At 74.3% G+C, this 22928-nt stretch carries 16 protein-coding genes and 2 pseudogenes; 9 read left to right on the top strand and 9 right to left on the bottom strand.

Annotated elements, in window-relative coordinates:
• Positions 1-3: 3 nt before the first annotated feature.
• The gene (locus ACLF5H_RS29655) at positions 4-915 is read left to right on the top strand and encodes a carbamate kinase (protein ID WP_421679057.1); all 912 of its coding nucleotides are present in this window, start codon (positions 4-6) and stop codon (positions 913-915) included.
• Between the two features lie 61 nt (positions 916-976).
• Here ACLF5H_RS29655 and ACLF5H_RS29650 read toward each other — a convergent pair whose 3' ends face one another.
• Positions 977-2929: a PAS domain S-box protein gene (locus tag ACLF5H_RS29650; protein WP_421679056.1), complete on the bottom strand. Its 1953-nt coding sequence runs from the start codon at positions 2927-2929 to the stop codon at positions 977-979.
• A 281-nt stretch (positions 2930-3210) separates the two neighbouring features.
• Here ACLF5H_RS29650 and ACLF5H_RS29645 point away from each other — a divergent pair, with 281 nt between their 5' ends.
• Positions 3211-4080, top strand: coding sequence for a universal stress protein (locus ACLF5H_RS29645; RefSeq protein WP_421679055.1), 870 nt, complete (start codon positions 3211-3213; stop codon positions 4078-4080).
• Positions 4081-4301: 221 nt separating this feature from the next.
• On the opposite strand, the gene ACLF5H_RS29640 is transcribed toward ACLF5H_RS29645, so the two are convergent.
• Entirely contained in the window at positions 4302-4691 is a 390-nt protein-coding gene (locus ACLF5H_RS29640) for a hypothetical protein (protein ID WP_421679054.1), read from the bottom strand.
• A gap of 260 nt (positions 4692-4951) precedes the next feature.
• On the opposite strand from ACLF5H_RS29640, the gene ACLF5H_RS29635 reads away from it, so the two are divergent.
• Positions 4952-5692 (top strand): FAD binding domain-containing protein, encoded by a 741-nt coding sequence (locus tag ACLF5H_RS29635; protein ID WP_421679053.1) that lies wholly within the window; start codon positions 4952-4954, stop codon positions 5690-5692.
• A 14-nt stretch (positions 5693-5706) separates the two neighbouring features.
• On the opposite strand, the gene ACLF5H_RS29630 is transcribed toward ACLF5H_RS29635, so the two are convergent.
• Positions 5707-6291 carry a TetR/AcrR family transcriptional regulator gene (locus ACLF5H_RS29630; RefSeq protein WP_421679052.1) on the bottom strand — a complete coding sequence of 195 codons (585 nt, stop codon included), beginning with the start codon at positions 6289-6291 and terminating at the stop codon, positions 5707-5709.
• A gap of 165 nt (positions 6292-6456) precedes the next feature.
• Here ACLF5H_RS29630 and ACLF5H_RS29625 point away from each other — a divergent pair.
• Positions 6457-7308: pseudogene (locus tag ACLF5H_RS29625) on the top strand (class I SAM-dependent methyltransferase); the annotation flags it as partial.
• 39 nt (positions 7309-7347) lie between these two features.
• On the opposite strand, the gene ACLF5H_RS29620 reads toward ACLF5H_RS29625, so the two are convergent.
• Complete coding sequence (locus ACLF5H_RS29620) at positions 7348-7719, bottom strand: VOC family protein (RefSeq protein WP_421679157.1); 372 nt, start codon at positions 7717-7719, stop codon at positions 7348-7350.
• 95 nt (positions 7720-7814) lie between these two features.
• On the opposite strand from ACLF5H_RS29620, the gene ACLF5H_RS29615 reads away from it, so the two are divergent.
• Positions 7815-8276 carry a MarR family winged helix-turn-helix transcriptional regulator gene (locus tag ACLF5H_RS29615; protein ID WP_421679051.1) on the top strand — a complete coding sequence of 154 codons (462 nt, stop codon included), beginning with the start codon at positions 7815-7817 and terminating at the stop codon, positions 8274-8276.
• A gap of 21 nt (positions 8277-8297) precedes the next feature.
• Here ACLF5H_RS29615 and ACLF5H_RS29610 read toward each other — a convergent pair whose 3' ends face one another.
• A complete protein-coding gene (locus tag ACLF5H_RS29610; protein ID WP_421679050.1) occupies positions 8298-9182 on the bottom strand; it encodes a helix-turn-helix domain-containing protein in 885 nt (294 codons plus the stop codon).
• A gap of 147 nt (positions 9183-9329) precedes the next feature.
• On the opposite strand from ACLF5H_RS29610, the gene ACLF5H_RS29605 reads away from it, so the two are divergent.
• Complete coding sequence (locus ACLF5H_RS29605) at positions 9330-10142, top strand: alpha/beta fold hydrolase (protein WP_421679049.1); 813 nt, start codon at positions 9330-9332, stop codon at positions 10140-10142.
• Between the two features lie 9 nt (positions 10143-10151).
• Here the strand turns inward: ACLF5H_RS29605 and ACLF5H_RS29600 are convergent, their stop codons facing one another.
• The 3 genes from ACLF5H_RS29600 to ACLF5H_RS29590 all read right to left on the bottom strand — a co-directional run bounded on the left by ACLF5H_RS29600 (position 10152) and on the right by ACLF5H_RS29590 (position 16924).
• Positions 10152-12104, bottom strand: coding sequence for a SpoIIE family protein phosphatase (locus ACLF5H_RS29600; protein ID WP_421679156.1), 1953 nt, complete (start codon positions 12102-12104; stop codon positions 10152-10154).
• A 549-nt stretch (positions 12105-12653) separates the two neighbouring features.
• Positions 12654-15050: an FUSC family protein gene (locus ACLF5H_RS29595; protein ID WP_421679048.1), complete on the bottom strand. Its 2397-nt coding sequence runs from the start codon at positions 15048-15050 to the stop codon at positions 12654-12656.
• A gap of 116 nt (positions 15051-15166) precedes the next feature.
• Positions 15167-16924 (bottom strand): carbohydrate binding domain-containing protein, encoded by a 1758-nt coding sequence (locus tag ACLF5H_RS29590; protein WP_421679047.1) that lies wholly within the window; start codon positions 16922-16924, stop codon positions 15167-15169.
• Between the two features lie 315 nt (positions 16925-17239).
• Here ACLF5H_RS29590 and ACLF5H_RS29585 point away from each other — a divergent pair.
• Positions 17240-19007, top strand: a pseudogene (locus ACLF5H_RS29585) (sigma-70 family RNA polymerase sigma factor).
• 128 nt (positions 19008-19135) lie between these two features.
• On the opposite strand, the gene ACLF5H_RS29580 reads toward ACLF5H_RS29585, so the two are convergent.
• Positions 19136-19759, bottom strand: a complete 624-nt coding sequence (locus ACLF5H_RS29580; protein WP_421679046.1) for a TetR/AcrR family transcriptional regulator — start codon at positions 19757-19759, stop codon at positions 19136-19138.
• A 200-nt stretch (positions 19760-19959) separates the two neighbouring features.
• Here ACLF5H_RS29580 and ACLF5H_RS29575 point away from each other — a divergent pair, with 200 nt between their 5' ends.
• Together ACLF5H_RS29575 and msrA are read left to right on the top strand one after the other, a co-directional pair.
• Positions 19960-22167, top strand: a complete 2208-nt coding sequence (locus ACLF5H_RS29575) for an MMPL family transporter (protein ID WP_421679045.1) — start codon at positions 19960-19962, stop codon at positions 22165-22167.
• A 123-nt stretch (positions 22168-22290) separates the two neighbouring features.
• Complete coding sequence (gene msrA, locus ACLF5H_RS29570; protein WP_421679044.1) at positions 22291-22830, top strand: peptide-methionine (S)-S-oxide reductase MsrA; 540 nt, start codon at positions 22291-22293, stop codon at positions 22828-22830.
• Positions 22831-22928: the final 98 nt, after the last annotated feature.

Here is a 22928-nt window from a genome sequence, read left to right as displayed (position 1 = left end):
CCGATGCGCATCGTCATCGCCCTCGGCGGCAACGCGCTGCTGCACCGCGGCGAACGCCCGGACGCCGCCGTGCAGCAGGCCAACATCGACCGCGTGGCCCTCGCGATCGCCGCCCTCGCCCAGGACCACGAGGTCGTCGTCACCCATGGCAACGGCCCCCAGATCGGGCTGCTCGCCATGGAGAGCGCGGCCGACGCGGCGCTGAGCGCCCCCTACCCGCTGGATCTGCTCGGGGCCCAGACCCAGGGCATGATCGGCTCCCTGCTGGCGCGCGCCCTGTACGACGCGCTGCCCGGACGACGGGTCGCCGCGCTCGTCACGCACACCCAGGTGCGGGCCGACGACCCCGCCTTCGGGCACCCGGAGAAGTTCATCGGCCAGGTGTACTCGGCGGAGACCGCCCGCGCGCTCTCCCGCGAACGGGGCTGGCACATCGCCCGGGACACCACCGGATGGCGCCGCGTGGTGCCCTCACCGGCGCCCGAGCGGATCATGGAGACCGGCACCGTCCAGGACCTGCTGGGCCTCGGCACCCTCGTGGTCTGCGCCGGGGGCGGCGGCGTCCCGGTCGTGGACGGCGAGCACGGCAAGCTGCGCGGGGTGGAGGCCGTCGTCGACAAGGACCTGACCGCGGCGCTCCTCGCGGAGGACCTCAAGGCGGACTTCCTGCTGATCCTCACCGATGTGCCGCATGTGTACGCCGACTACGGCGGCCCCCACCAGCGGCCCGTCCTTCAGGCCACGCCCGCCGAACTGCGCGCCGGGGACTTCCCGGCCGGCTCCATGGGCCCCAAGGCCCAGGCGGCGGCCCGGTTCGTGGAACGCACCGGCGGCCTCGCCGCGATCGGCGCCCTCGACGCGGCGTACGAGATCGTCCGCGGCCGGGCGGGCACGCTCATACGGCCCGAGCCGTGACGAGCCCGTTCCCGGCTCCCGCACCGGTGTGCCTCTCAACGGCCCACCGGTGCGCGGGTGTTCACAGCTTCAGCGTGAACCAGGTCGTCTTGCCCTCGTCGGTCGGCCGTACCCCCCAGCCGTCGGCGAGCGTGCGCACCAGGAACAGGCCCCGCCCGTGCTCCTCGTCCCCGGCGGCGTGCCGGGGCTGGGGGAGATGCGGGCTGCGGTCGCTGACCTCGACGGTGAGATCCGTGGCCGTACGGCACAGCCGCAGCCCCACCGGGCCCTCGGCGTGCTGCACCGCGTTGGTGAGGGTCTCCGACAGCAGCAGAAGCGCGTCGTCGGCCGGTGCGGGACACTCCCACGCGGCCAGCGTCCGGCGCAGAAAGGCCCGGCCCTCGGGGACCGAGGCGGGCGCGGCGGGCAGCTCGGTGGTGACGGCGGCCAGCGGCGCCGCCGGGAGCTGCGCGAACAGCAGCGTCACATCGTCGTCATGGCCGTCGACGTCCGGCAGCAGCTCGGCGAGCACATGGTCGGCCGCCGCCTCCAGGCTCGCGGAGTGCGGGAAGAACGAGTCCAGGACGGTGGTGAGTTCACCGACCCGCGCCTCGATGTCGCTGCCCGGCGTCTCGATCAGACCGTCGGTGTACAGCACGAGCGTGGCGCCCGGCGCGATGTCGAAGCACGCCTGCTCGTACAGCACACCGCCGACCCCGAGCGGCGCGTTGACCGGCGCGGGCAGCGCGCGGACGCCCTCCCAGGGGCCGACGACGAGGGTCGGCAGATGCCCGGCGGAGCAGACGGTGACGGTGCCCGCGTCCGGCGCGATGACCAGATAGCAGCAGGTGACCAGCTGGTCCGGCACATCCAGGTCACCGACCACGGTGTCCAGGGCCTGCATCAGCTGGCGGGGCTGCATGCCCGTCTTGGCGAGCGCGTGGGCGGCCGAGCGCAGCTGGCCCATCACCGCCGCAGCCTCCAGACCGCGGCCCATCACATCGCCGATGAGGACGCCGACCCGGCCGGCGCCCAGCGGTATCAGGTCGAACCAGTCGCCGCCGACACCGGCGCCCTGGGTGGCGGGCCGGTAGCGGCTCGCGGTGTCCAGACCGGGCAGCGCGGGCGGTGTGCCCATCAGGCTGCGCTGGAGCGTGAGGGCGATGTGCCGCTGCTGCTCCAGCAGAGCCTTCAGCTCCGCCTCCACCTGCTTGCGGTCGCTGATGTCCCGCACGATCGCGCACGCCCCGATGATCTTGCCCGCGGTGTCCCGGGTCGGCCACAGCGTGACGTCGACGTCCAGCAGCGCTCCGTCCTTGGTGACCCGCAGCGTCTCGAAGTGCTCGACCTTCTCCCCGTGGCGCAGGCGTTCGAGCAACGCCCAGATGTCGTCTTGGAGTTCGGTGGGGGCGAGCATGGAGACGTGCCGGCCCATGGCCTCCTCGGCGGTGTAGCCGTACAGCTCGGTGGCCGCCGCGTTCCAGTACGTGATCTCGCCCGCGAGGGTCTTGGCGAGGATGGCGTCCTGGGAGGACTCCACGAGCGCGGCGAGTTCATTGATCCGGGCCTCGGCCGCCTTGCGGTCGCTGACATCGCGCACCGCCGCGGAGACCAGCAGCCCGTCCGCCGTCTCCAGCGGGCTCAGGCTGATCTCGACGGGGAACTCGCTGCCGTCCTTGCGCAGTCCGTGCAGTTCGAGCCCCGCGCCCATGGGCCGCACCTGCCGGTTGGCCGCGTAGCCGTCGCGGTGCCGGGTGTGGTGGGCGCGGAAGCGGTGCGGGACGAGCAACTCCACGGGACGGCCCAGCAGTTCCTCGCGAAGGTAGCCGAACAGGGCCTCGGTCTGGGCGTTGACCAGCCGGATGACACCGGTGTCGTCGACGATCACCATGGCGTCCGGCGCCGCCTCCAGCAGCCCCCGGAACCGTTCTTCGGCAGTCGACGGGCCGGCCCCCGGCACGGGGGCTCCGCACCGGCACCGCCGGGGGACCGCGGGGTCCGCCGCACAGGCCGGCTCGTCCACGCAACCATTCATATCTACCCCGCCATGTCGCTCGTGATGCTACGGACATCCCAGCGCAACCGGCCGCCCCCCGCCGCGACTTGTCGCGTCCTGGCCGGAACACATCCCCACGGCGGACGAACCCGTGCAGGACCGGTCCCGGTCGAGCACAAGCGGTCGCCCGCGTCATGGTGCCCGGCCCAGGGCCGGTCGGCCCCGGAGGGGGGCCCTGAGGGCCCTGCCCGTAGGGGGGCCGCCGCGAAGAGACTTGAGGAGATCCCGAACGGGATGTCCGACAACAGGAGGTGGACGTCATGTCCCGCACCGTCACCGTGGGCCTCGACGGCTCCCCCGAGAGCCGTACCGCCGCCGAGTGGGCGGCGGGCGAGGCGCGACTGCGCGGTCTGCCGCTGCGCCTGGTGCATGTGTGGGAGCCGGTGACGGAGTCCATGGCGCAGGATCCGGTCATCGGCGTGGCGACCCAGCGGCACTGGACCGAGCGGATCCCGCGCGAGACCGCCGAGGAACTGCGGCTGCGCCACCCCGATCTGGAGGTGCTCTCGGAGCACCGGGACGGCTTCCCGGGCGAGTTGCTCGCGGCGGCCGCCGAGGAGTCCGAGCTGCTGGTGCTCGGCTCGCGGGGCCTCGGCCGGGTCGGCGGCTACCTCGTCGGCTCCGTCGGCTTCTCGGTGGTCGCGCGGACCGGCCGCCCCGTGGTCCTCGTGCGGTCCGGCTGGCGGCCCGACGGCGACGCCCCCGAGGGCCCGGTCGTCCTCGGCGTCGACACCACCGCGCCGGACGACGCGGTGTTCGCGTTCGCCTTCGAGGAGGCCGAGCGGCGCGGGACGTCGGTACGGGCCGTGCGCACCTGGTCCATGCCGCCGTACTACGTCTACGGATTCGCCGCCGACCCCACCTTCGACCAGGAGTGGTCGCTGCAGGAGGAGGCCGCGCTCACCGAGGTGCTCAAGCCGTGGCGGCAGAAGTACCCGAGCGTCGAGGTCACCGAGGAGTGCGGGTACGGCAGCGCCGCGCTGCACCTGGTCGAGGCGTCGCACGGTGCCGGACTCGTGGTCGTCGGCCGGCGCCGCCGCCCCGCGTCGTTCGGCACGCACATCGGCACGGTGACCCATGCGGTGCTGCACCACGCGACGGCGCCTGTGGCGGTGGTGCCGCACGACTGAGGGTGACGGACAGGAACTGCGGCGCGCCCCACCCGGGTTCATCCGGGTGGGGCGCGTGGGGTTCGCGGGAACGCCGGTGCTGCGGGCGGAAGTGACGTACGGCCCCGAGGCGTTGACGGTACGGCGGCGGGGCGCCCCGCCGTACCGGTCGTGCCGGTGTGGCGGAGCGCCCCGGGATCTCCCGTCGGTGGGCGGATAACTCACCTTCTCCTATTGGCCGTTCACGAGGTCTCGCCGCCCCGCCACGGCGGCGGCGTGGCCGTCCTGCGGGTGCCGTGTGTGCGGTGGGCGACGCGGTCGGTGCGGCTGCGCAGCCGGTCCTGGAGGCGGTCGGCGAGTTCGCGGGCGCTGTGCTCACGGGCGTGGACGACGACGAGGTAGTGGCCCACCCGGATCTCGGCACCGGCGGTCCAGGGCTGTCCGACATGGTGGGCGGCCGCCCTGAGGACCCGGATCTCGCCGCTCACGGGCGGCAGACCCGGCCGGCCGAGCACGGCGTCCATCTTCTCCCGGAGATAGGCGAGGTCCTCCTCGGGCATCTCGCCGTCGACCCGTACGCGGACGGCGACGGCGGTCTCGGGGGCGCGGACGCCGGTGTCCCTGGCAGTCATCTGCTCCACTCCTTCTGATCGTTGCGTGCTGATCGTTCGGTGCAGCGCACCCAGCGTCTCCCGCGCGCCGCCCCCGTCCCCAGGGCCGCCCGACCCGGGGTCCTGGGCCGGTGGTCCCGCCCGCCGGACCCGGATTCCGGAACCGGCCGGCTTTCCCCCGGATCGGCACGATGTGACGCCCGTGCCCGTGTGAGCCCTGTACGCGCCCCCGCGTACGCGAGCAGACTGCGGGTCCCCCCGAGGAAGGCAGGTAGGTCGCCATGCTGTTGCGTCTGCCCACGTCCGTGTCCGAAGCACAGGAGTGCCTGGCCGAGGGGGCGGTCCCGGTCGGCGGGGCGACGCTGGTGTGGGCCACGTGGCAGCGCGAGGGATTTCCCGAACTTGCCATGTCGCTAAGGAAGTTGCCGCAGGCCAATGTCATCGGCTCCGAGCGGCTGGGCGCCGCCGTGCTGCTCGGGCAGATCGACGGCCGGGTGCCGGAGGTGCTGCGCCGCGCGGCCGGCACGGTGGGCACCGGGGCGGTGCGCCGCGCGGCGACGGTCGGCGGCAACCTCGTGGGCAGCGCGCTGCGTTGTCTGCTCCCGGCCGCGCTGGTCCTGGACGCGCGGGCCACGGTGCTGGAGTCCGACGGCGTCCGGGAGACGGACCTGGCCGAAGTCACGGTGAAGCGGCCCCTGTTGCTCAGCCTGCGCTGGCCCGCCCCGCTCGCCTGCGCCTACCGCAAGCTCCCCGCCGACGCGGGAGCCCCGCCGCCCCTCGTGGTGGCCTCGGCCCTGCACGCGGGCGACGGCGCGAGCGACGGCGCGGGCGGGGGCGGGGGGTGCGGCGTCCGGGTCGCCGTACGGGACGGTTACGAGGTGTTCGAGGGCGCCGCCGTCCACGGTGCCGACCCCGAGGAGACCCTGGAGTCCCTGCGCGCCACCGCCCTCGGCGATCTGCCCGCCGCCGCGTGGACGGTCGTACGGCCCCAGGTGCTCGACCTGCTGGCCCGCGAGCGGTAACCCGCCGGGCCGCCCTACCCGTCGACCAGGGCGGCCACCAGACGGCTCATGGCGGGCCGGGGGTCGGGGGCCCCGGGCCCGCTGGTCATCAGCAGGTGGTGGGCGGTACCGACGATGGCGAGCGCCGCGGTGCCCGGGTCGACGGACTGCGCCACCCTGCCGAGCCGCTGTTCGGCCTCCAGGTAGCCGGTGACGGCCTCCTGGATCGCGGCGAACCCCGGCGCCCCGCCCTCCAGCGCCGCGCGGATGAGGGCCGCGGCGGCGGGGCGCGTCATGGCCAGGCCCGACAGGGCCGGACCGCCGGAGTCGAACAGTGCGAGCACGACGGCGTCCAGGTTCCGCACCACCGTGCCCTGCCCGGCGCGCCCCGTAAGGGCCCCCGCCTTCAGGGCCGTCCGCGCGAACCGGTCGAGGCACAGCTCGGCCACGAACTCGTCGAGCCCCGCGAAGTGCGTGTGCAGCAGCCCCTTGGCGCAGCCCGCCTCGGTGGTGACGGCACGGCTGGTGAGCGCGCCCGGACCGGCCCGTTCGACGACGCGCTCCGCCGCCGCGAACAGCCGCTCGCGCACATCCGGCGTCGCCACTCCACGCGGTGACATGGGCCTCTCTTCCGCTCCGCCGCCCTCGCCCGCAAAGGACGCAGCTCCCGCAACTCCCGCAGCTCCCACAACTCCCTGGATGGTAACGGGGATTGCGGGTATGGGCACGCGCCCATACAGTTTGGGCGCACGCCCATTCTTCGCCGCCCACCGCAGGAGGCACCCGTGCCGGACATCGTCAACACCGAGCAGGCGCAGGCGTGGAACGGCCCGGAAGGCACCCACTGGGCGCGCCATCAGGACCGCTGGAACGCTGTCAACGAGGGTTTTGACGAGCCGCTGCTCGAAGCCGCCGCGATCGCCGGGGCGCACCGGATCCTCGACCTCGGCTGCGGCGCCGGGCAGACCACCCGGCTCGCCGCGCTCCGCGCACCCCGGGGCGGCGCGCTGGGCCTCGACCTGTCCGGGCCGATGCTGGCCGAGGCACGGGCCCGCGCGAAGCGGGAGGGCGTCGCCAATGTGGCCTTCGCGCAGGGCGACGCGCAGGTGCACCCGTTCGAACCGGGCGCGTTCGACGTGGCCGTCAGCCGTTTCGGGGTGATGTTCTTCGCCGACCCCGTGGCCGCGTTCGGCAACATCGGCCGGGCGCTGCGGCCCGGTGGACGCCTGGCGTTCGTCTGCCCGGCCGATGCCACGCTCAACGGCGGGGTGGCGGCGCTGGCGTCCCTGCGCGGGATGCTGCCGTTCGGCGACCTCGGCAGGCCGGGGCTGCCCGGCATGTTCTCCCTGGCCGCCCCGGACCGCGTCCGCGACGTCCTCACCGCGGCCGGTTTCACCGGCGTCACGATCGACGCGGTACGGGCGGACGGGATCTGGGGCGAGGGGGCCGAGGGCGCCGCGGACTTCCTGCTGGGCACCGGACCGGGCGGCCATCTGATACGGCAGGCCGATGCGGCGACCCGCGCCCGGGCCCGCCGCATCCTGACGGACCATCTGCGCCCCCATGAGGCGGAGGACGGCAGGGTCCGGCTCCCGAGCACGTCCTGGCTGGTCACCGCGGTGCGCCCGGCCGTGCCCCCGGAGCGGTCCTGGCGTCCCCCTCCGGAGGTGTCCCGGTCAGTCCCCGTGGACGGTGAGCCGGTAGCCCTCGGGTCCGGTGAAGGAGAACGAGGGGCCGAACGGGGTCGCCTGGAGCGGGGTGACGTCCGCCGTGCCCGCCGCCACGAGCTGCTCGCGCAGGGCCGGGGCGTCGGTGGTGCGCAGCCACAGGGCGACACCGAGACCGGGGCGCCCGGTGCTGTCCAGGTCGACGCCGGGCAGCGGCTCGCGGACGGCGAACGGGATCGGGCTGGTGGTGAAGACGACCGCGTTCGGCGGTCCGCCCTGCGCCCGCCGCAGTCCGAGCCGCTCCTCGAAGAACGCGGCCGCGGCCGGTACGTCCCTCACCTGGAGGGCGATGAAATCGGGGCCTTCGACGGTGGCGGTCATGGTGACTCCAAGGGGTGATCTGTCGGTGTGCGTATGTCAGAACTTTGACATGACCGACCGTAGGCCGCCACCCTTGGATATGTCAAAATGCTGACATGGAAGATCGAGCGCCTGTCCCCTCGCCCCACCCCGCGCAGGACGTCACCGAACACGTGGGATACCGCCTGAAGAAAGCTTCGGCCGCGCTGCGCGGCGCCATGGACAGGGCGTTGCGCGAGCACGGCCTCACCGTCCCGCAGTACTCCTGCCTGGAACTCCTCGACGAGCGGCCCGGCCTGTCCAACGCCGACCTGGCGCGCGGCACCTTCGTCACCCGGCAGTCGGCCAATGTCGTCCTGCGCGGTCTGAAGGAGGCCGGCCTGATCACCCAGGCGACCAGCACCGATCACGGCCGGGCCCTGCCCGTCCACCTCACCGCCGCCGGGCAGGAGCGGCTGCACGCCGCGCGCGGTGCCGTGTACGCCATCGAGGAACGCATGATCGAGAACATCCCCGCGCGTCGGCTGACGGCGCTGCTGGCCGATCTCGACACGATGACCGGAAACCTGGAGGCGTGACCGGCCCGCTGAGGCGGCGATTCAGGTTCCGGGCGCGTCGGCCGTCCCATAGGCGGCGCGCCAGGCGGCCGGGGGCGTGCCGGCCTGGCGGCGGAAGAACGTGCTGAAGTTTCCGGCGTCGCGAAAGCCGAGGCGCCGGGCGCAGCCCGTGACCGGCAGGTCGGTGTGCGCGAGGAGCCTCTTGGCCTCCAGCAGGATGCGCTGGTCGAGGAAGGTCTTGGCGCCCGTGCCGGTGGCGGCGCGGGTCGCCCGGGTGAGGGTGCGTACGTCGTAGCCCAGGGCTCGGGCGTACTCGGCCACGTGGTGCCACTCGGTGAAACGCTCCTCGACGGCGGCCCGGTAGGCACGGAACACGTGCGCGCCCCCCTCCCCGGCCGGGGGCGCGTCGGCGCGGGCGGGCGCCTCGGGAAGCGCCCGCAGGATCAGTGCCGCCAGCAGGTGGGAGAGCAGCGCGGGGGACCCGAGGCGCGGGTCGCGCGCGGTCGCCTCGTGCTCACGGCCGAGGTGTTCGGCCGCCAGCAGCGCGAGGGGCAGCCGCTGCCGGTCCAGCCGCCAGCACGCCGCAGCGGCGGCCTCCGCCGCGCCGAGGCCCGCGAGGAAACCGGGCCGGAAGAGGACCAGCGGCCCGTCACAGGAGTCGACGTCGCTCCAGCGGTGCACCATGCCGGGCCGGATCCATACGACGCTGCCCTCGGCAAGCCGGTAGCCATGGAAGTCGGCCTCGTGGCCGCCGGTGCCGGAGGCGATCAGGGCGAGGACATGGAAGTCGGGGCGCTGGGGCAGCACGCGACGGCGCTGGGTGTCCATGCGGCGCAGCGCGGCGAAGTCGATGACCTCCACCCCGTGGACCGAGCCAACGGCGGGGAGATAGCGCAGCTGCCGTACCCCACCGTGTCCGTTTTCCACAACCACCGTGTCCCTTTCCACCGGGAAGCGGATCGCACCGGCCGTACCGTCGATGTGCGCCTGACAGGCAGGTCAGGCTACTTGTCCGAGGCACCGGCCGCCGGGCCGCCGATCGGCTCACGCGGCCGGGTGAGAGGGACGAAGACCATGGAGAACACAATGCGCGTGGCGGTGCCGGGCGGATCCCTCGAGGTACGGATCGGGGGCCGAGACCGGGGTCGGGGCCGTACCGGACCGGCGTTGGTGTTCGTCCACTACTGGGGCGGCTCCGCGAGCACCTGGGACGACGTGATCGGGCACCTTCCGCCGGGGCGGCCGACGGTCCGTTTCGACCAGCGCGGCTGGGGTGCCTCGCGGGAACTGCCCGGGCCGTACCACCTGGACGCACTCGCCGACGACCTCGCGCGCGTGGTGGACGCGGCTGTGCCGGGGCCGTTCGTCCTCGTCGGACATTCGATGGGCGGCAAGGTGAGCCAGCTCGTCGCCGCGCGCCGTCCGGCCGGTCTGCGGGGCGTGGTCCTCGTCGCGCCCGCACCGCCCGAGCCGCCCGCCACGGTGACCGAGGAGTACCGGCGAGGGCTGTCCCACGCGTACGACTCACCCGCGTCCGTACGGCACGCCCTCGGCCATGTCCTGACCGCCGCGCCGCTGCCCGGGACGGTGCTGGCCACCGCGGTGCGCGCGAGCCTCGCCGCCGGGGCCGAGGCGCGGCGGGAGTGGCCGCTGCACGGCATCGCGCGGGACATCACCGGCGCCGTGCGCGACATCGCGGTCCCGGTGACCGTGCTGGCCGGTGCGCACGACCTGGTGGAACCGCCGGACGTCCTGCGCGCGCACCTGCTGCCGCACCTCCCGCACGCGACCCTCACCACCGTCCCCGCCGCCGGCCACCTCCTCCCCCTGGAGGCTCCGGGCGCCGTCGCGACCGCCCTCGGTGACTTCCTCGCCCGCCTGCGTTGACGCACCCGGCTAGGAATCCAGCGGCAGCACCCGGGCGATGAGGAGGGCGACATCGTCGTGGCCGGCCGGGTGGCGCAGTTCGCGCAGCAGGCGGTCGCAGGTGTCCTCCGGGGAGGGGGAGGGCGGGGAGAGCAGGCGGAGCAGCTCGTCCAGGCGGGCGTCGATCGGGTCGTCGCGGGTCTCCACCAGGCCGTCGGTGTAGAGCACCAGTTGATCGCCGGGCCGCAGTGCGAGCGTGGTGGACTCGAAGGGCACACCGCCGACGCCCAGCGGGGTGCCGGTCGGCAGGTCGAGGAGCCGGGGCGGACCGTCGGAGGGGATCAGGACCGGCGGCAGATGCCCGGCCGACGCCACCTCAAGGCGGGCCAGACGGGGATCGTGCACGGCGTAGACGCAGGTGGCGATGTACGGGTCGAGGCCGAGGGTGATCCGGTCCAGATGGGTGAGGACGCGCGCCGGGTCGAGATCGAGATCGGCCAGCGTGGAGGTGGCGGTGCGCAGCCGTCCCATGGTGGCCGCGGCCGCGAGCCCGCTGCCCATGACGTCGCCCACCGCGAGGGCGGTGCGGTCGCCGTCCAGCGGGATGACGTCGTACCAGTCGCCGCCGACCTCGCCGATCGCCTGCGCGGGCCGGTAGCGGGCGGCGATCTCCAGGCCCGGGTGGTGGGGCGAGAGCCGGGGCAGCAGGCTGCGCTGAAGGGCCTCCGCGGTGCTGCGGGTGTGCTGGTGCAGTACGGCGTTGTCGATGCTCAGCGCGGCGCGCGAGGCGAGTTCGCAGGCCAGCTCCAGATCGTCGGCGTCGAAGGCCGCGGGGTTGCGGGCGCGGGCCAGGCCCAGCACGCCGATGCACTGCCCGCGGGCGATCAGCGGGACCGCCATGTCGGTGTGCACCCCGGCCCGGGCCAGCAGCCGGGCGGCCTCGGCGTCGGCGGCCACCCGGCCGACCTCGCCGCTGTCCAGATGGGTGATCAGCACGGGACGCCCGGTGCGCACGCTCTGGGCCGCGGGATGACCGGCGTGGTAGACGGTGAGCCGGCCGGGTGGCACCAGGGCCCCGGCCGCGTCGGTCGGGTAGGCGGTCCTCACGGCCAGCGCGCGGAACAGCGGGGGGCCCTCACCCGGATCCGTACGGCCCGTACGCAGCATGCTGTCCAGCAGATCCACCGCGGCCATGTCGGCGAGGTCGGGCACCAGGACGTCGGCCAGTTCCTGGGCCGTGCGCTCCACCTCAAGGGTGGTACCGATGCGCGCCGAGCCGCGGGCGATCAGCCGCACCCGCCGCTGGGCCCGCTCGGCCTCCTGGGCGGCGCGATAGCGGTCGGTGACCTCCACCGCCACCTCGGCGACGCCCAGCGTGTGGCCCTGGTGGTCCTCCAGCCGGTACAGCGACGTCATCCAGGCGTGATCGTTGCCCGGGTCGGCGGCGGTACGGCCCACCACCTCCTGGTTCACCAGCGGGACCCCGGTGTCCAGCACCCGGCGCATGGAGCCTTCGAGCGCCTGGAACGGCGCCTCGGGGAACAGCTCCCCGAGGCGCCGGCCCGCATGGTCGGCCTCGGACAGGCCGTGCATGGCCGCGAAGGCGGGGTTGACGGCCACGTACCGCAGCTCGGTGTCGAGGACGGCCAGCCCGATCGGGGCCTGGGTGACCAGCCGGGCGGACAGGGCGGCGTCCCGCTCCACCCGGCGCAGGGTGGAGCGGTCGGCGGCCAGCCCCAGCGCGTAGTGATCGCCGAGGTGGTCGGTCAGCCGCATGTTGCGGAACTCGACGATCCTGGTGCCGCCGTCCTTGCGCCGCACCGGGAACGCCCCGGCCCAGCCCCGGCCGGTCGCCATCACCTCGGCGAACAGCTGGATCGCCGCGTCCCGGTGCTCGGGGGGCAGCAGCAGAAGCGCCGCGTACTGCCCGACGGCCTCCGCGCGCTCGTACCCGAACAGCTCCTCGGCCTGCGGGCTCCACATGTCGATCCGGCCGTCCGCCTCCAGGAGTACGGCGGCCACCCCCAGGAGATCGAAGAGGCTGGTCGGCTGCTCCGCCTCGGGTTCCGCGGCGCGGTCCGCCCGGGGCGGGGCGACCGGATTCGGTGCCGCGGTGTGGTCCGGACGGGGGCGCGCGGGCCGGTCCTGGTCGGCCCCGGGCGCCGTGGCGTGCTCGGCGCGGGATTCCGTGACCGGGTCCGCGCGGGGGTGCGCGGGCCGGTCGGCCCGGGGCTCCGGGGCCGGGGCCGCCGGTCGGCCCGGGGCTCCGGGGCCGGGGCCGTCCGGGGCTCGGCGGCCCGGTCCTCACCCTGCTCCGCCCGCGCCGTCCCGGGCGGGTCCGGATCCGGGTGCCGCGTCCCTCCGCTCATCCCACTCGCTCCTTCCGCCGCCCCGCCGGGCCGACGCCGTTGTGTCCGGCCCTCGGCGGCCGGTGGGGCACGCACCGTGGTGAGCGCCGTACGCCGGTGAGACCGGGCCGGGCCTCACCTCACGCCTACCCGTGCACGGGCGATCCGCAGCGACCCGGAGGGGTCAGTCCGGGGGAACCGGTCCGGGACCGGCCGGTCCGCCCCCGGGGTCACCGGCCGTGTCCCCGGTGCCGCCCGGCCTGTTTTTGGTGGTGGCGGCGCCGTCCTCGGCGGCTTCGACGTCCCCGGGTTCGTTTTCGGCACCACCCGGTCGGCCCTCACCCGCTCCGTCCCCGTCCGTCCCGAGTTCCCCGCCCGCCCGCGCGATCCTGGACAGATCGGCCATGAGGGAGTCCAGCCAGGACACGGTGGCGTAGTAGAGCCGGGGTGCCCCCGGCGGCTCCGCGTCGGCGCCCGCCAGGGAGCGGGCGAGGTGCGGCACCTGGCCCGTAGGGGTGTCGCCACCGGGGTCCAGGGCAGCCGAGATCAGCAGCATGCGCCCGGCCACCCGGTCCCCGAGACCGCTGACCGCCGTGGCGGCGGGGCCGAGACCGGTGCACGGCGGCTCCAGCAGGCGCTCCGAACCCCACAGGGTGTGATGCCCGGCCATCAGGGCCGCCTGCCAGTCCACCCCGGGCAGCACCGGGCCGCGCCCCCGGCCGCCGAACGGCGTCGGCTCGCACTGGAACTGCCCGTACGCGGACTCCGCCAGGATCACGGCGTGCTGGAGCGAGCGGTGCCCCGGCATCCCCGCCGGTACGACCGTCTGCCCCTCCCGTCGCAGTGGCCCCTCCAGCGCCACCGAGGCACTGGTCGCCACCACGATCTCGGCCGCCCTGCGCAGCAGCTCCGCCGCCGCGTACCGCAACTCGTCATGGGCGCCGCGCGGCCAGGCCAGCAGCCCGAACACCGCGCCGATCGCGCTGCCGACCAGCACATCGAGCAGTCGTACCTCCGCCAGCCGCCAGGTCGGCGGCGCCAGCTGGGCGAAGACCAGGGCCACCAGCACGGTGAACAGACCCTGCGCCCAGCCGACCCCCTTGACCGGCCCGACGGTGAAGGCGAACAGCATCCACAGGGGGAGGAGCACGGCGTAGACATTGGTGTGCGTGCTGACCAGGGCCAGCGTGCCGCCGGTCACCAGGGCGCCGGCCAGGGTGCCGGCGAGTGCGGATCTGATGGTGCTCCAGGTCTCGTCCATGGTGGTGCGGGTCAGGGTCAGGGTCGCGAGCGTCGCCCAGAAACCGTGGGGCAGCGTGTCCACGCCCGCCACCAGCCGCGCCGCCGTCAGCGCCAGGGCGATGCGCACCGCGTTCTGGAAGAACACCGACCGCCGTCCGGCGTGCCCGCGCACCCGGTGCCACCACAGCGCGGGGGCCCGGGCGGCGGCGTACCAGAAACGCTCCGGCGGCCCCGTCACCGAGGCCCGTCGGCCGTGCACCGCGAGATCGGCCGCCGCCCCCATCGCCAGCGCGGCGTCGGCGACCTCCAGCGCGGCCGCGTGCCGCCGCAGCACGTCCGGCGCCGGTGTCTCCCCTTGACCCGGGTGGGCCGCGGACCGGGCGGCCAGCACGGCACGCACCGCGGCCAGCTCCTGGTACGCGGCCAGCGGCGAGGCGCCCGTTCGCAGACAGCCCGCGGTGGCGGTGGCCAGCCGCGCGACGGCGTCGAGTACGTCGGTCACGAGGGCGTCGGGCGGGCAGCAGGGCGCGGCCGGTGGGCGGGCGTCGCCGTCCGGCGTGGTCAGCGGCCGGACCCCGCCCCCCGACATGGCCGACAGCCGGGGCAGCCTGCTCAGCAGCGCCCGGGTCGCCAGGCCCGTGTGGGCCAGGGCGCGGTCCCGTACCCCCGGGCCCGCCGGGCGGTCCGCCTCCGGCACGGTCAGGGAGCGCAGCCGGTGACCGGCCTCGCGGGCGGTACGGATCTCGGCCCGGGAGAGGACGTACGGCGGGGCGGCGAGCAGGGCGGTGCAGCGGGCCGCGACGGCGGCGGCGTGGGCGGCGCGCGCCCGGTAGGGCGGCGGGGTCGGCTCGGGGAAGAGCAGGGCCTCGGCGAGGACGAGCAGGGCCATGCCGGTGGTCGTGCCGAGCAGCCGGTCGCCGAGCTGACCGGGGTCGTAGGGCGGGAACGACGGCAGGATGTACAGGAGTTGCAGCCCCGGCGCCGCCCCGGCCGGGCGCGGGCCGCCCACGGCGGAGAAGGCCAGCGCGAAGCCGACGACCAGCATGCCGACGACGGCGCTCCAGGTCCGTACGGACAGATACGTCCCGACGATCACCAGCAGCCAGCCCACCGGGATCAGCCGCAGCACCACCACGGCACGCTGCCGCCCGGTGCCCGGGATCCTGGAGAGGCCGCCCAGCGCCACGGCGGCGAACAGGGCGTACGTGGCGGCGGCGGGGCGGTCCAGGCCGTAGCGGAAGAGATAGAAACCGCCCGCGGCGACCAGCGTCACCTGGACCGCCCGGCGCCCCGGGGCGGCGTACGGCGCGGGGATCCGGCCGGCGGGAACACCAGACACCTCTCCAGGCTCACGCATCACCGCGCGCCCGGCACCTGCGGGCAGGCACCGGGCGCGCGGTCGGAGGACCCTGAGGGACTCTTGCCCGGGTACGGGACGCCCCCTGCGGGCGCCGCTCAGCCGAGGGCGAGATCGTCGGCGTAGACGCTGCCCTGGCCGTACCAGCCGTGGACGTACACCGTGACGGTGCCGCTGCCGCCGGTCGTGAAGGAGACCTTCAGCTGGTTCCAGCTCGAACTGTTCGACCAGGTGCTGGCGGTGGCGCCGCCGCTGACGCCGAGGTAGGCGTAGGGGCCCTGGACCCAGCCGGTGAGCGTGTAGCTGTGATTGGGGGACAGGGTGACGGTCTGGTCGCACTCGCCGGTGCCCCCGGAGTCGGGGGTGACCTGGAGGGCGTGGCCGCCCGAGTGGACCGGGGTCGAGACCAGGGTGCTGCCGCCGGCGCAGGTCCAGGGGCCGAGGCTTCCGGTCTCGAACCCGGCGTTGGTCAGCGAGCCCCCACCGCCACCGCCCCCGCCGCCGCTGCCGGTGACGGTGAGCGTGTAGGTGGCGCTGTGGGTGCCGCCGGTGCCCGTGCCGGTGACCGTGATCGGGTAGGTGCCCGCGGCCACGGACGACCCGACGGCCGCCGTCAGGGTCGAGGAGCCGCCGGAGGTCACCGTCGCCGGGCTGAAGGAGACGGTGACGCCGGAGGGCGCGCCGGAGGCGGTGAGGGCCACGGACTCGGCGCTGCCCGAAGTGGTGGCCGTGGCGACACTCGCGGTCGCGGAACCGCCCTGGGCGACCGAGGCGGAACCGGGGGAGAGGGACAGCGAGAAGTCGCTGCTCGTACCGCCGCCCCCGCCCCCGCCGCCCGAACTGCCCTCGTACGGCACGAAGGCGTCCGTGAAGGCCAGGCTGCTCTGGCTGATCTCGCTGCATGTGGGCAGGGAGTTGGCGCTGCCGCTGCACGGCTGGTCCCGGTTGACCGACCAGAAGGCGAGCCGCCCCACGCCGTTCTGCGCGGCGAAGCTCTCGACGGTCTGCGCGTCGGCCAGGGTGAACGTGGAGCCGTCGTCGTTCTTGCCGATCATCGGGGTGATGCCGAGATCGGCGTAGCCGTACCCGGAGTCGACGGACTGCATCTGCGCCAGCGTGGCCTTGGCGGCGTCGATCGCGCCCTGGCCCATCTCGGCGCCCGTACCGGCGTAGTAGTCCATGGTCATGATGTTGACCACGTCAATCTTGACGCCCGCGTTCTTGGCGGCCTTGAGGATGTTGACGCCGTCATTGGTCAGCCCGCTCGTCAACACCGGCAGGGTGATGGAGAACTGGAGGTTCGGGTTGGCCGCCTTGAGGTCCTTCATCGCCTGCATCTGGCGGGCCGCGGCGGCGGTGTCCGCGACGGCGGCGCCCTCGACGTCGAAGTCCAGCTGGGTGACGCCGTAGTCGTCGATGAGCGCCTGGTACCCGGCGTCGATGCTGCTCTGGGTGGTGCAGGTCCAGGCGAGCGGCAGACCGCTGGCACCGCCCGAGGAGATGATCACCGAGGCGCCCTCGGACCTGGCCTTCGCGATCTCGGGGTCGGTGTAGGAGTCGTTGCCGATGGGGAGCGTGTCGCCCCAGACCTGGTTGCAGCCCTCGCCGAGGACGAAGGCGGCCGTGTAGGCCTTGAGATGGTGCCCGGTGACGGCGGTGTCGAGCAGCCCTTCCTGGCCGTTCGACATGTCGACGTAGGGAGCGACGGAGTAGACGCTGCCGCCCGTGGCGCTGCTCGTCGCCGTGCTGTTCGCCGCCGCGGTGCTCGCGGGGGCGAGGGCGACGGCCGCGCCGGTGGCCGCGAGCGCGAACGCGCAGGCGGAGGCGGCGAATCCGCCAAGTCTTGCCAGGTGCATGACAGTGTGCCCCTCTCGGGGATGCCCCTAGGGCGTGGGGTGGTGGGGTGATGGTGCCGTGCACGGCGGGGATGTTGGTACATACCAAACCGCCGCCGCCCCCCTCCGTCAAGAGGACTAGACCAACTTTGAACCTGTGAACCTGGCGGCCCCCGGCCGGAGTTGATCCGTACCGCCCCCCCTCGTGCCCCCTGTCGGGAACCCGTCGCCGGAAGCGACCGGAAATCGCCGCCCGACAACTGTTATCCGGGCCGCTTCGAACGGTCTCCCAGTCATCGGGAACAATCGTTCGGCGTCGAGGACGGGAAACATCTGATGAGCACACGGCACACGGACGCGGTGCAGACGGCGGCCCTGGTGATCGCGGCCCGCGAGGGCGACGCGGCGGCCCAGGACGCCCTGGTCAGCGCCTATCTGCCGCTGGTCTACAACATCGTGGGGCGGGCGCTGAACGGCTCGGTGGACGTCGATGACGTGGTGCAGGAGACCATGCTGCGCGCCCTCGACGGCCTGGGCGGACTGCGTGCCCCCGAGCGTTTCCGCTCCTGGCTGGTCGCGATCGCGATGAACCAGGTCCGCGGCCACTGGCAGGACCGCCAGTCCGCGCCCGCCGCCGTGGAGGAGGCGTACGACCTGGCCGACCCGGGCGCCGACTTCGTGGACCTGACGGTGGTGCAGCTGCAGCTGTCGGGCCAGCGCCAGGAGACCGCGCACGCCACGCGCTGGCTGGAGCCCGAGGACCGGGGGCTGCTGTCGCTGTGGTGGCTGGAGTGCGCGGGCGAGCTGACCCGCGCCGAGGTCGCCGCCGCCCTGGAGCTGACGCCGGAGCACACCGCGGTCCGCGTGCAGCGGATGAAGGCCCAGCTGGAGGCGGCCCGGGTGGTGGTACGGGCGCTCGACGCGCGGCCGCGCTGCGAGGAGCTGCGGGGCGTGCTGGCCGCCTGGGACGGCAAGCCCTCGGCGCTGTGGCGCAAGCGCATCGCCCGGCACGCGCGCGGCTGCTCGCGCTGCTCCGGGCTGTGGAGCGGACTGATGCCCGCGGAGGGGCTGCTGGCCGGACTCGCGCTGGTCGCCGCGGCGCCCGCGCTGCTCGCCGCGGTGCGCTCCGCGTCCGCCTTCGCCGGGATGGCGCCGGTCGCGGTGGCCTCCCCGTACGACGCCTCGACCGGGTCCGGCGGCCCGGGTTCGGGCGCGGGCTCGGCATCGGGTTCGGCATCGGGTTCGGTTTCCGGTTCCGGGGGCGGGCGGCGGGCCGCGCGCGGCCGTTCGGGCGGGCACGGTGACGGACGCGGCGGCACGCGCCCGTTCGGGCGGGCACGGTGACGGACGCGGCGGCACGCGCGGCGCGTCCCGCCGCCGCAGGCGCATGCGGCGCCGGGTCGTCGGTGGGGTCGTCGTGGCCTGTGTCGCGGGCGGCGGCCTCTGGTACTTCGGCATGGACGCCGGGTCCGGCAGCGGTGACACCACCGCCGAGCGGAGCGCGAACGCCTCCGTGGCGGACCTCTCCGCGCCCAGCGCCGTACCCACCTCGGCGTCGCCCTCGCCGTCCGCCTCGAAGTCCGGGAAGCCGAAGAAGCCGAAGGAGCCGAAGAAGAAGGCGACCGGGAGCCCGAGTCCGAGCCCGACGCGGAAGAGCACGCCGGCGCCGCGCCCGACCGTCCCGCAGGCCCCGGTGCGCACCACCGCGCCCGCGCCGGCCGGTGACACCGTCAGCCAGGTGATCGCGCTGGTCAACAAGGAGCGCGCGAGCGCCGGTTGCTCCCCGCTGACGGCGGATCCCCAGCTCCAGCAGGCGGCGCAGGCGCACTCCGACGACATGGCCGCGCGGAACTTCTTCGACCACGTCAACCCGGACGGCGTGGACCCCGGGCAGCGCATCACCGCCGCGGGTTACCGGTGGTCGACGTACGGCGAGAACATAGCCATGGGCCAGCAGACCCCGGCCTCCGTGATGGACTCCTGGATGCACAGCTCCGGGCACCGCGCCAACATCCTCAACTGCGCCTTCAAGAACATCGGCGTCGGCGTGCACAAGGGCGCGGGCGGCCCCTGGTGGACGCAGGACTTCGGCGCGAAGATGTGACCCGGCCCGGCCGACACCCCCTGGGCGGGGGGACCGCCCAGGGGGTCAACCCGGAGTTCCAGCGCCCCCGCTGAGGGAGCGGGTAGCGGATCGGTCCCGCCCGCCCTCACACGTTCTCCCGCCCGCCCTCACGCGTCCTCCCGGCCGCCGATCTCCCGCAGGATCCCGAACGCCCGCCGCAGCGGCTCCGGTTGCGTGTCCTCGACGCCCGCCGCGCGGTTCGCCCGCCGGGTGCGCAGCACCGCGCGTACGGCGGAGAGCGCGGCGCCCGCGATCACGGCCGCCCGCAGATCGGCGTCGGGCGCGTCCCGGGGCAGCCGGTGCCGCACCAGCACCGCGAGCCGCTCCTCGAAGTCGGCGAAGGCCTGCACGAGCCGGGCCGTGATCACGTTCTCCACGTCCCCGAGCGGCCGGGTCAGCGCGGTCAGTGTGGACGCCGAGAACGGCTTGGCCGCCTCCAGCAGCGCGGCGCACACCGCGTCCAGCGGCTCCTCGCCCATCGGCCGCGCGGCCAGCGCCCGTTCCACGTACGCGAAGATCTGCACGCCGTCCGGCAGCAGCACCTCTTCCTTGCTCTCGAAGTAGCGGAAGAACGTGCGCACGGAGACGTTCGCGTACGCGGCGATGTCCGCGACCGTGGTGGCCTCGAACCCCCGCTCCCTGAACAGCCGCGCGGCCCCTTCCAGCAGCAGGCGGCGCGTCTCCTCCTTCTTGCGTTCGCGCAGTCCGGCGGGGGTGGTCTCACTAGCCATGGCCGAAGCCTCCCGTCCTGGTGTCGCGACTGTCAATCGGCACGCGTGCCACCTCCGTGCCACCGGTGCCCCCTCTGCGGCGCGATCGCGTCCGCAAACCTTGCGCAAACTGTCATGGATGCCAATTGTCACGCATGACATTTTCTCCCTAGAGTTCGTGTCAGTCGTGACACTTTTCCCGGACAGCTTTGGAGACCCCGGTGCCCCGATCCACCGCACAACCCCCGGCGCCCCCCGAATCGGGCCCGACCGTCCCGGAGAACACCCCGGGCCCCGCCGACCCCGGCCTTCTCGGCCGGCCGGGCGGCCGCTGCGCCCGGCATCCCCTGACCGTCATCGCCGTCTGGCTGCTGATCCTCGTCGCCGCCCTCACGGGCCGGCACCTCGTCGGACCCGTCTTCAGCGACCAGGTCAGCCTGCCCGGCACCGCCTCCCACACCGGCGCCGACCTGCTCGCCCGCTCCCTGCCGCAGGCGGGCCGCCCGAGCGGCGAGGTCGTCTTCCACACCGGGGCGGGCACCGTGGCCGACCGGCGCCCCGGGCTCGACCGCACCCTCGCCGAACTGCGCGGGCTGCCCCATGTCACGGCCGTCGGGGCGCCCGTGACCAGCACGGACGGGCACACCGCCGAGACCACCGTCACCTTCGACGAGCAGCTGAAGAACCTCGGCCACGACTACACCGCCCGGCTCGACGCGGCGACCGCGCCCGCCCGCGCGGCGGGCCTCGGCGTCGCCTACGGCGGCGATCTCGACCAGGTCGTACGGCAGCCCGCGAACGACAAGCTCAGCGAGGGCGTCGGCGTCGCCACCGCCCTCGTCATCCTGCTGCTCGCCTTCGGCAGTGTGCTGGCCGCGCTGCTGCCCCTGGTCACGGCGCTGATCAGCGTCGGCGTAGGACTCGGCGTGGTCGGTGTCGTCGCCGGTGTCGTCTCCTTCGCGACCTCCGCCATGACCCTCGCGGGCATGATCGGCCTCGGCGTGGGCATCGACTACGCCCTGTTCCTGACCACCCGCTTCCGGCAGGACCTGATCGACGGCCACGACCCCGTGACCGCCGCCGCCCGCACCGCCCGCACCAGCGGCCGCGCGGTGCTCATCGCCGCCCTCACCGTCGCCGTCGCCATGCTCAGCCTCTACGCGTGCGGACTGAGCTTCATCGGCCGGATCGGGCTCGCGGCCACCCTCGCCGTCGTCGTCACCGCGGCCGCCGCCCTCACCCTGGTCCCGGCCGCCCTGGGCCTGATCGGCACCCGGATCGACCGGGTCCGGCTGCGCCGCCGCCCCGTCGCCGAGGGCACCGGCGCACGCCCCGGCGGCAACCGCTACGCCGCCCTCGTCGCCCGCCGCCCCTGGCTCTTCCTCGCCGCCGGTACCGCCCTCCTCGCGGTCTGCGCCGCACCGGCGCTGTCGCTGCGCCTCGGCCATGTGGACGCAGGCGCGGACCGGCCCGGCAGCAGCACCCGTACGGCCTACGACTGGATCGCGGCCGCCGACGGACCGGGCTTCGGCAAGGGCGCGAACGGCCCGGTCGTCACCGTGATCGACCTGAGCCGGGCGCACGCCCCCGCCGACCGGATCACCACCGAGGTGACCGACGCCCTCAGGACCACCCACGGGGTCGCCGCCTTCACCCCCGTACGGGCCAGCCCCGACGGCCGGATCCTCGTCACCACACTCACCCCGGCCACCGGCCCCCAGGACGCCGCCACCGGCACCCTGCTCGACACCCTCTCCGACCGGGCCCTGCCCGGCGCCCTGCACGGCACCGGCGCCCGCGCCTACCTCACCGGCACCGTGGCCGGACAGGCCGACTTCCGCGCCACCGTCGGCGAGCGGCTGCCGCTCGTCATCGGGATCGTGCTGGTCCTCGCCTTCCTGCTGCTCCTGGTCGTCTTCCGCAGCCTGGTGATCCCGCTGAAGGCCGTCGTCCTGAACCTGTTCACCACCGCCGCGTCCTACGGCGTCCTCGTCGCCGTCTTCCAGTGGGGCTGGGGCGACGCGCTGCTCGGCCTGTCGGAACCGGTGCCCATCGAGTCGTACGTCCCCATGATGATGTTCGCGATCGTGTTCGGGCTGTCCATGGACTACGAGATCTTCCTGCTGTCGCGGATCGCCGAGGCCTGGCACCGCACCGGTGACAACCGGCTCGCCGTGGGGGAGGGGCTGTCCGCCACCGCCCGGGTGATCTCCGCCGCGGCCCTGATCATGACCGCGGTGTTCCTGTCCTTCACCGCCTCGCCGACCGTGGTCGTCAAGATGCTGGCGCTCGGCCTCGCGATCAGCGTGATCGTGGACGCCACGGTGGTCCGGCTGGTCCTGGTGCCGTCCGCGATGTTCCTGATGGGCCGCGCCAACTGGTGGATACCGCGCCGCCTCGACCGGCTGCTGCCCCGCGTGCGCGCCTGACCGCGCCGCCCGCGCGCGAACCGGTGGCCCTTCGCCCCTTGCGCGCGGGCGGTATTACGCTGGATGACCGTGCCCCCGGCACGTCAACAGGGGTGCGGGGCCGGACGAAACAGGGAGCGACCGATGACAGCGGGAACCGAACGAGCCGTACTGGCGGGCGGTTGTTTCTGGGGCATGCAGGATCTGGTCCGCAAGCAGCCCGGCGTGGTCGCCACCCGCGTCGGCTACAGCGGCGGCGACACCCCGAACGCCACCTACCGGAACCACGGCGACCACGCCGAGGCCATCGAGATCCGGTACGACCCCGCGGTCACCAGCTACCGCGACGTCCTGGAATTCTTCTTCCAGATCCACGACCCGACCACCCGGGACCGCCAGGGCAACGACATCGGGCGCAGCTACCGCTCCGCGATCTTCTATGACGGCGAGGAGCAGCACCGCACCGCCGTCGACACCATCGCGGATGTCGAGGCCAGCGGGCTGTGGCCCGGCAAGGTGGTCACCGAGCTGGCGCCGGTCGGCGACTTCTGGGAGGCGGAGCCCGAGCACCAGGACTACCTGGAGCGCTACCCGAACGGCTACACCTGCCACTTCCCGCGCCCGAACTGGAAGCTGCCGCGCCGCGCCTCGTCCACCGCGGAGACCGCGAACACCGCGGACTGAGCCGCCCCGCGCCGGGCACCACCGTCTCGTGTGGCGCTCCTCCCCCCAGGGGTGATCCTGGGGGGAGGAGCGGAGCGCGCTGTCCGCGACCCGACGAC

The organism is Streptomyces sp. LaBMicrA B280 (genome assembly GCF_049222185.1).
Taxonomy (GTDB): domain Bacteria; phylum Actinomycetota; class Actinomycetes; order Streptomycetales; family Streptomycetaceae; genus Streptomyces; species Streptomyces murinus.
Note: the sequence above shows the minus strand (reverse complement) of the source record. Positions and strands in the feature narration are given on the sequence as shown.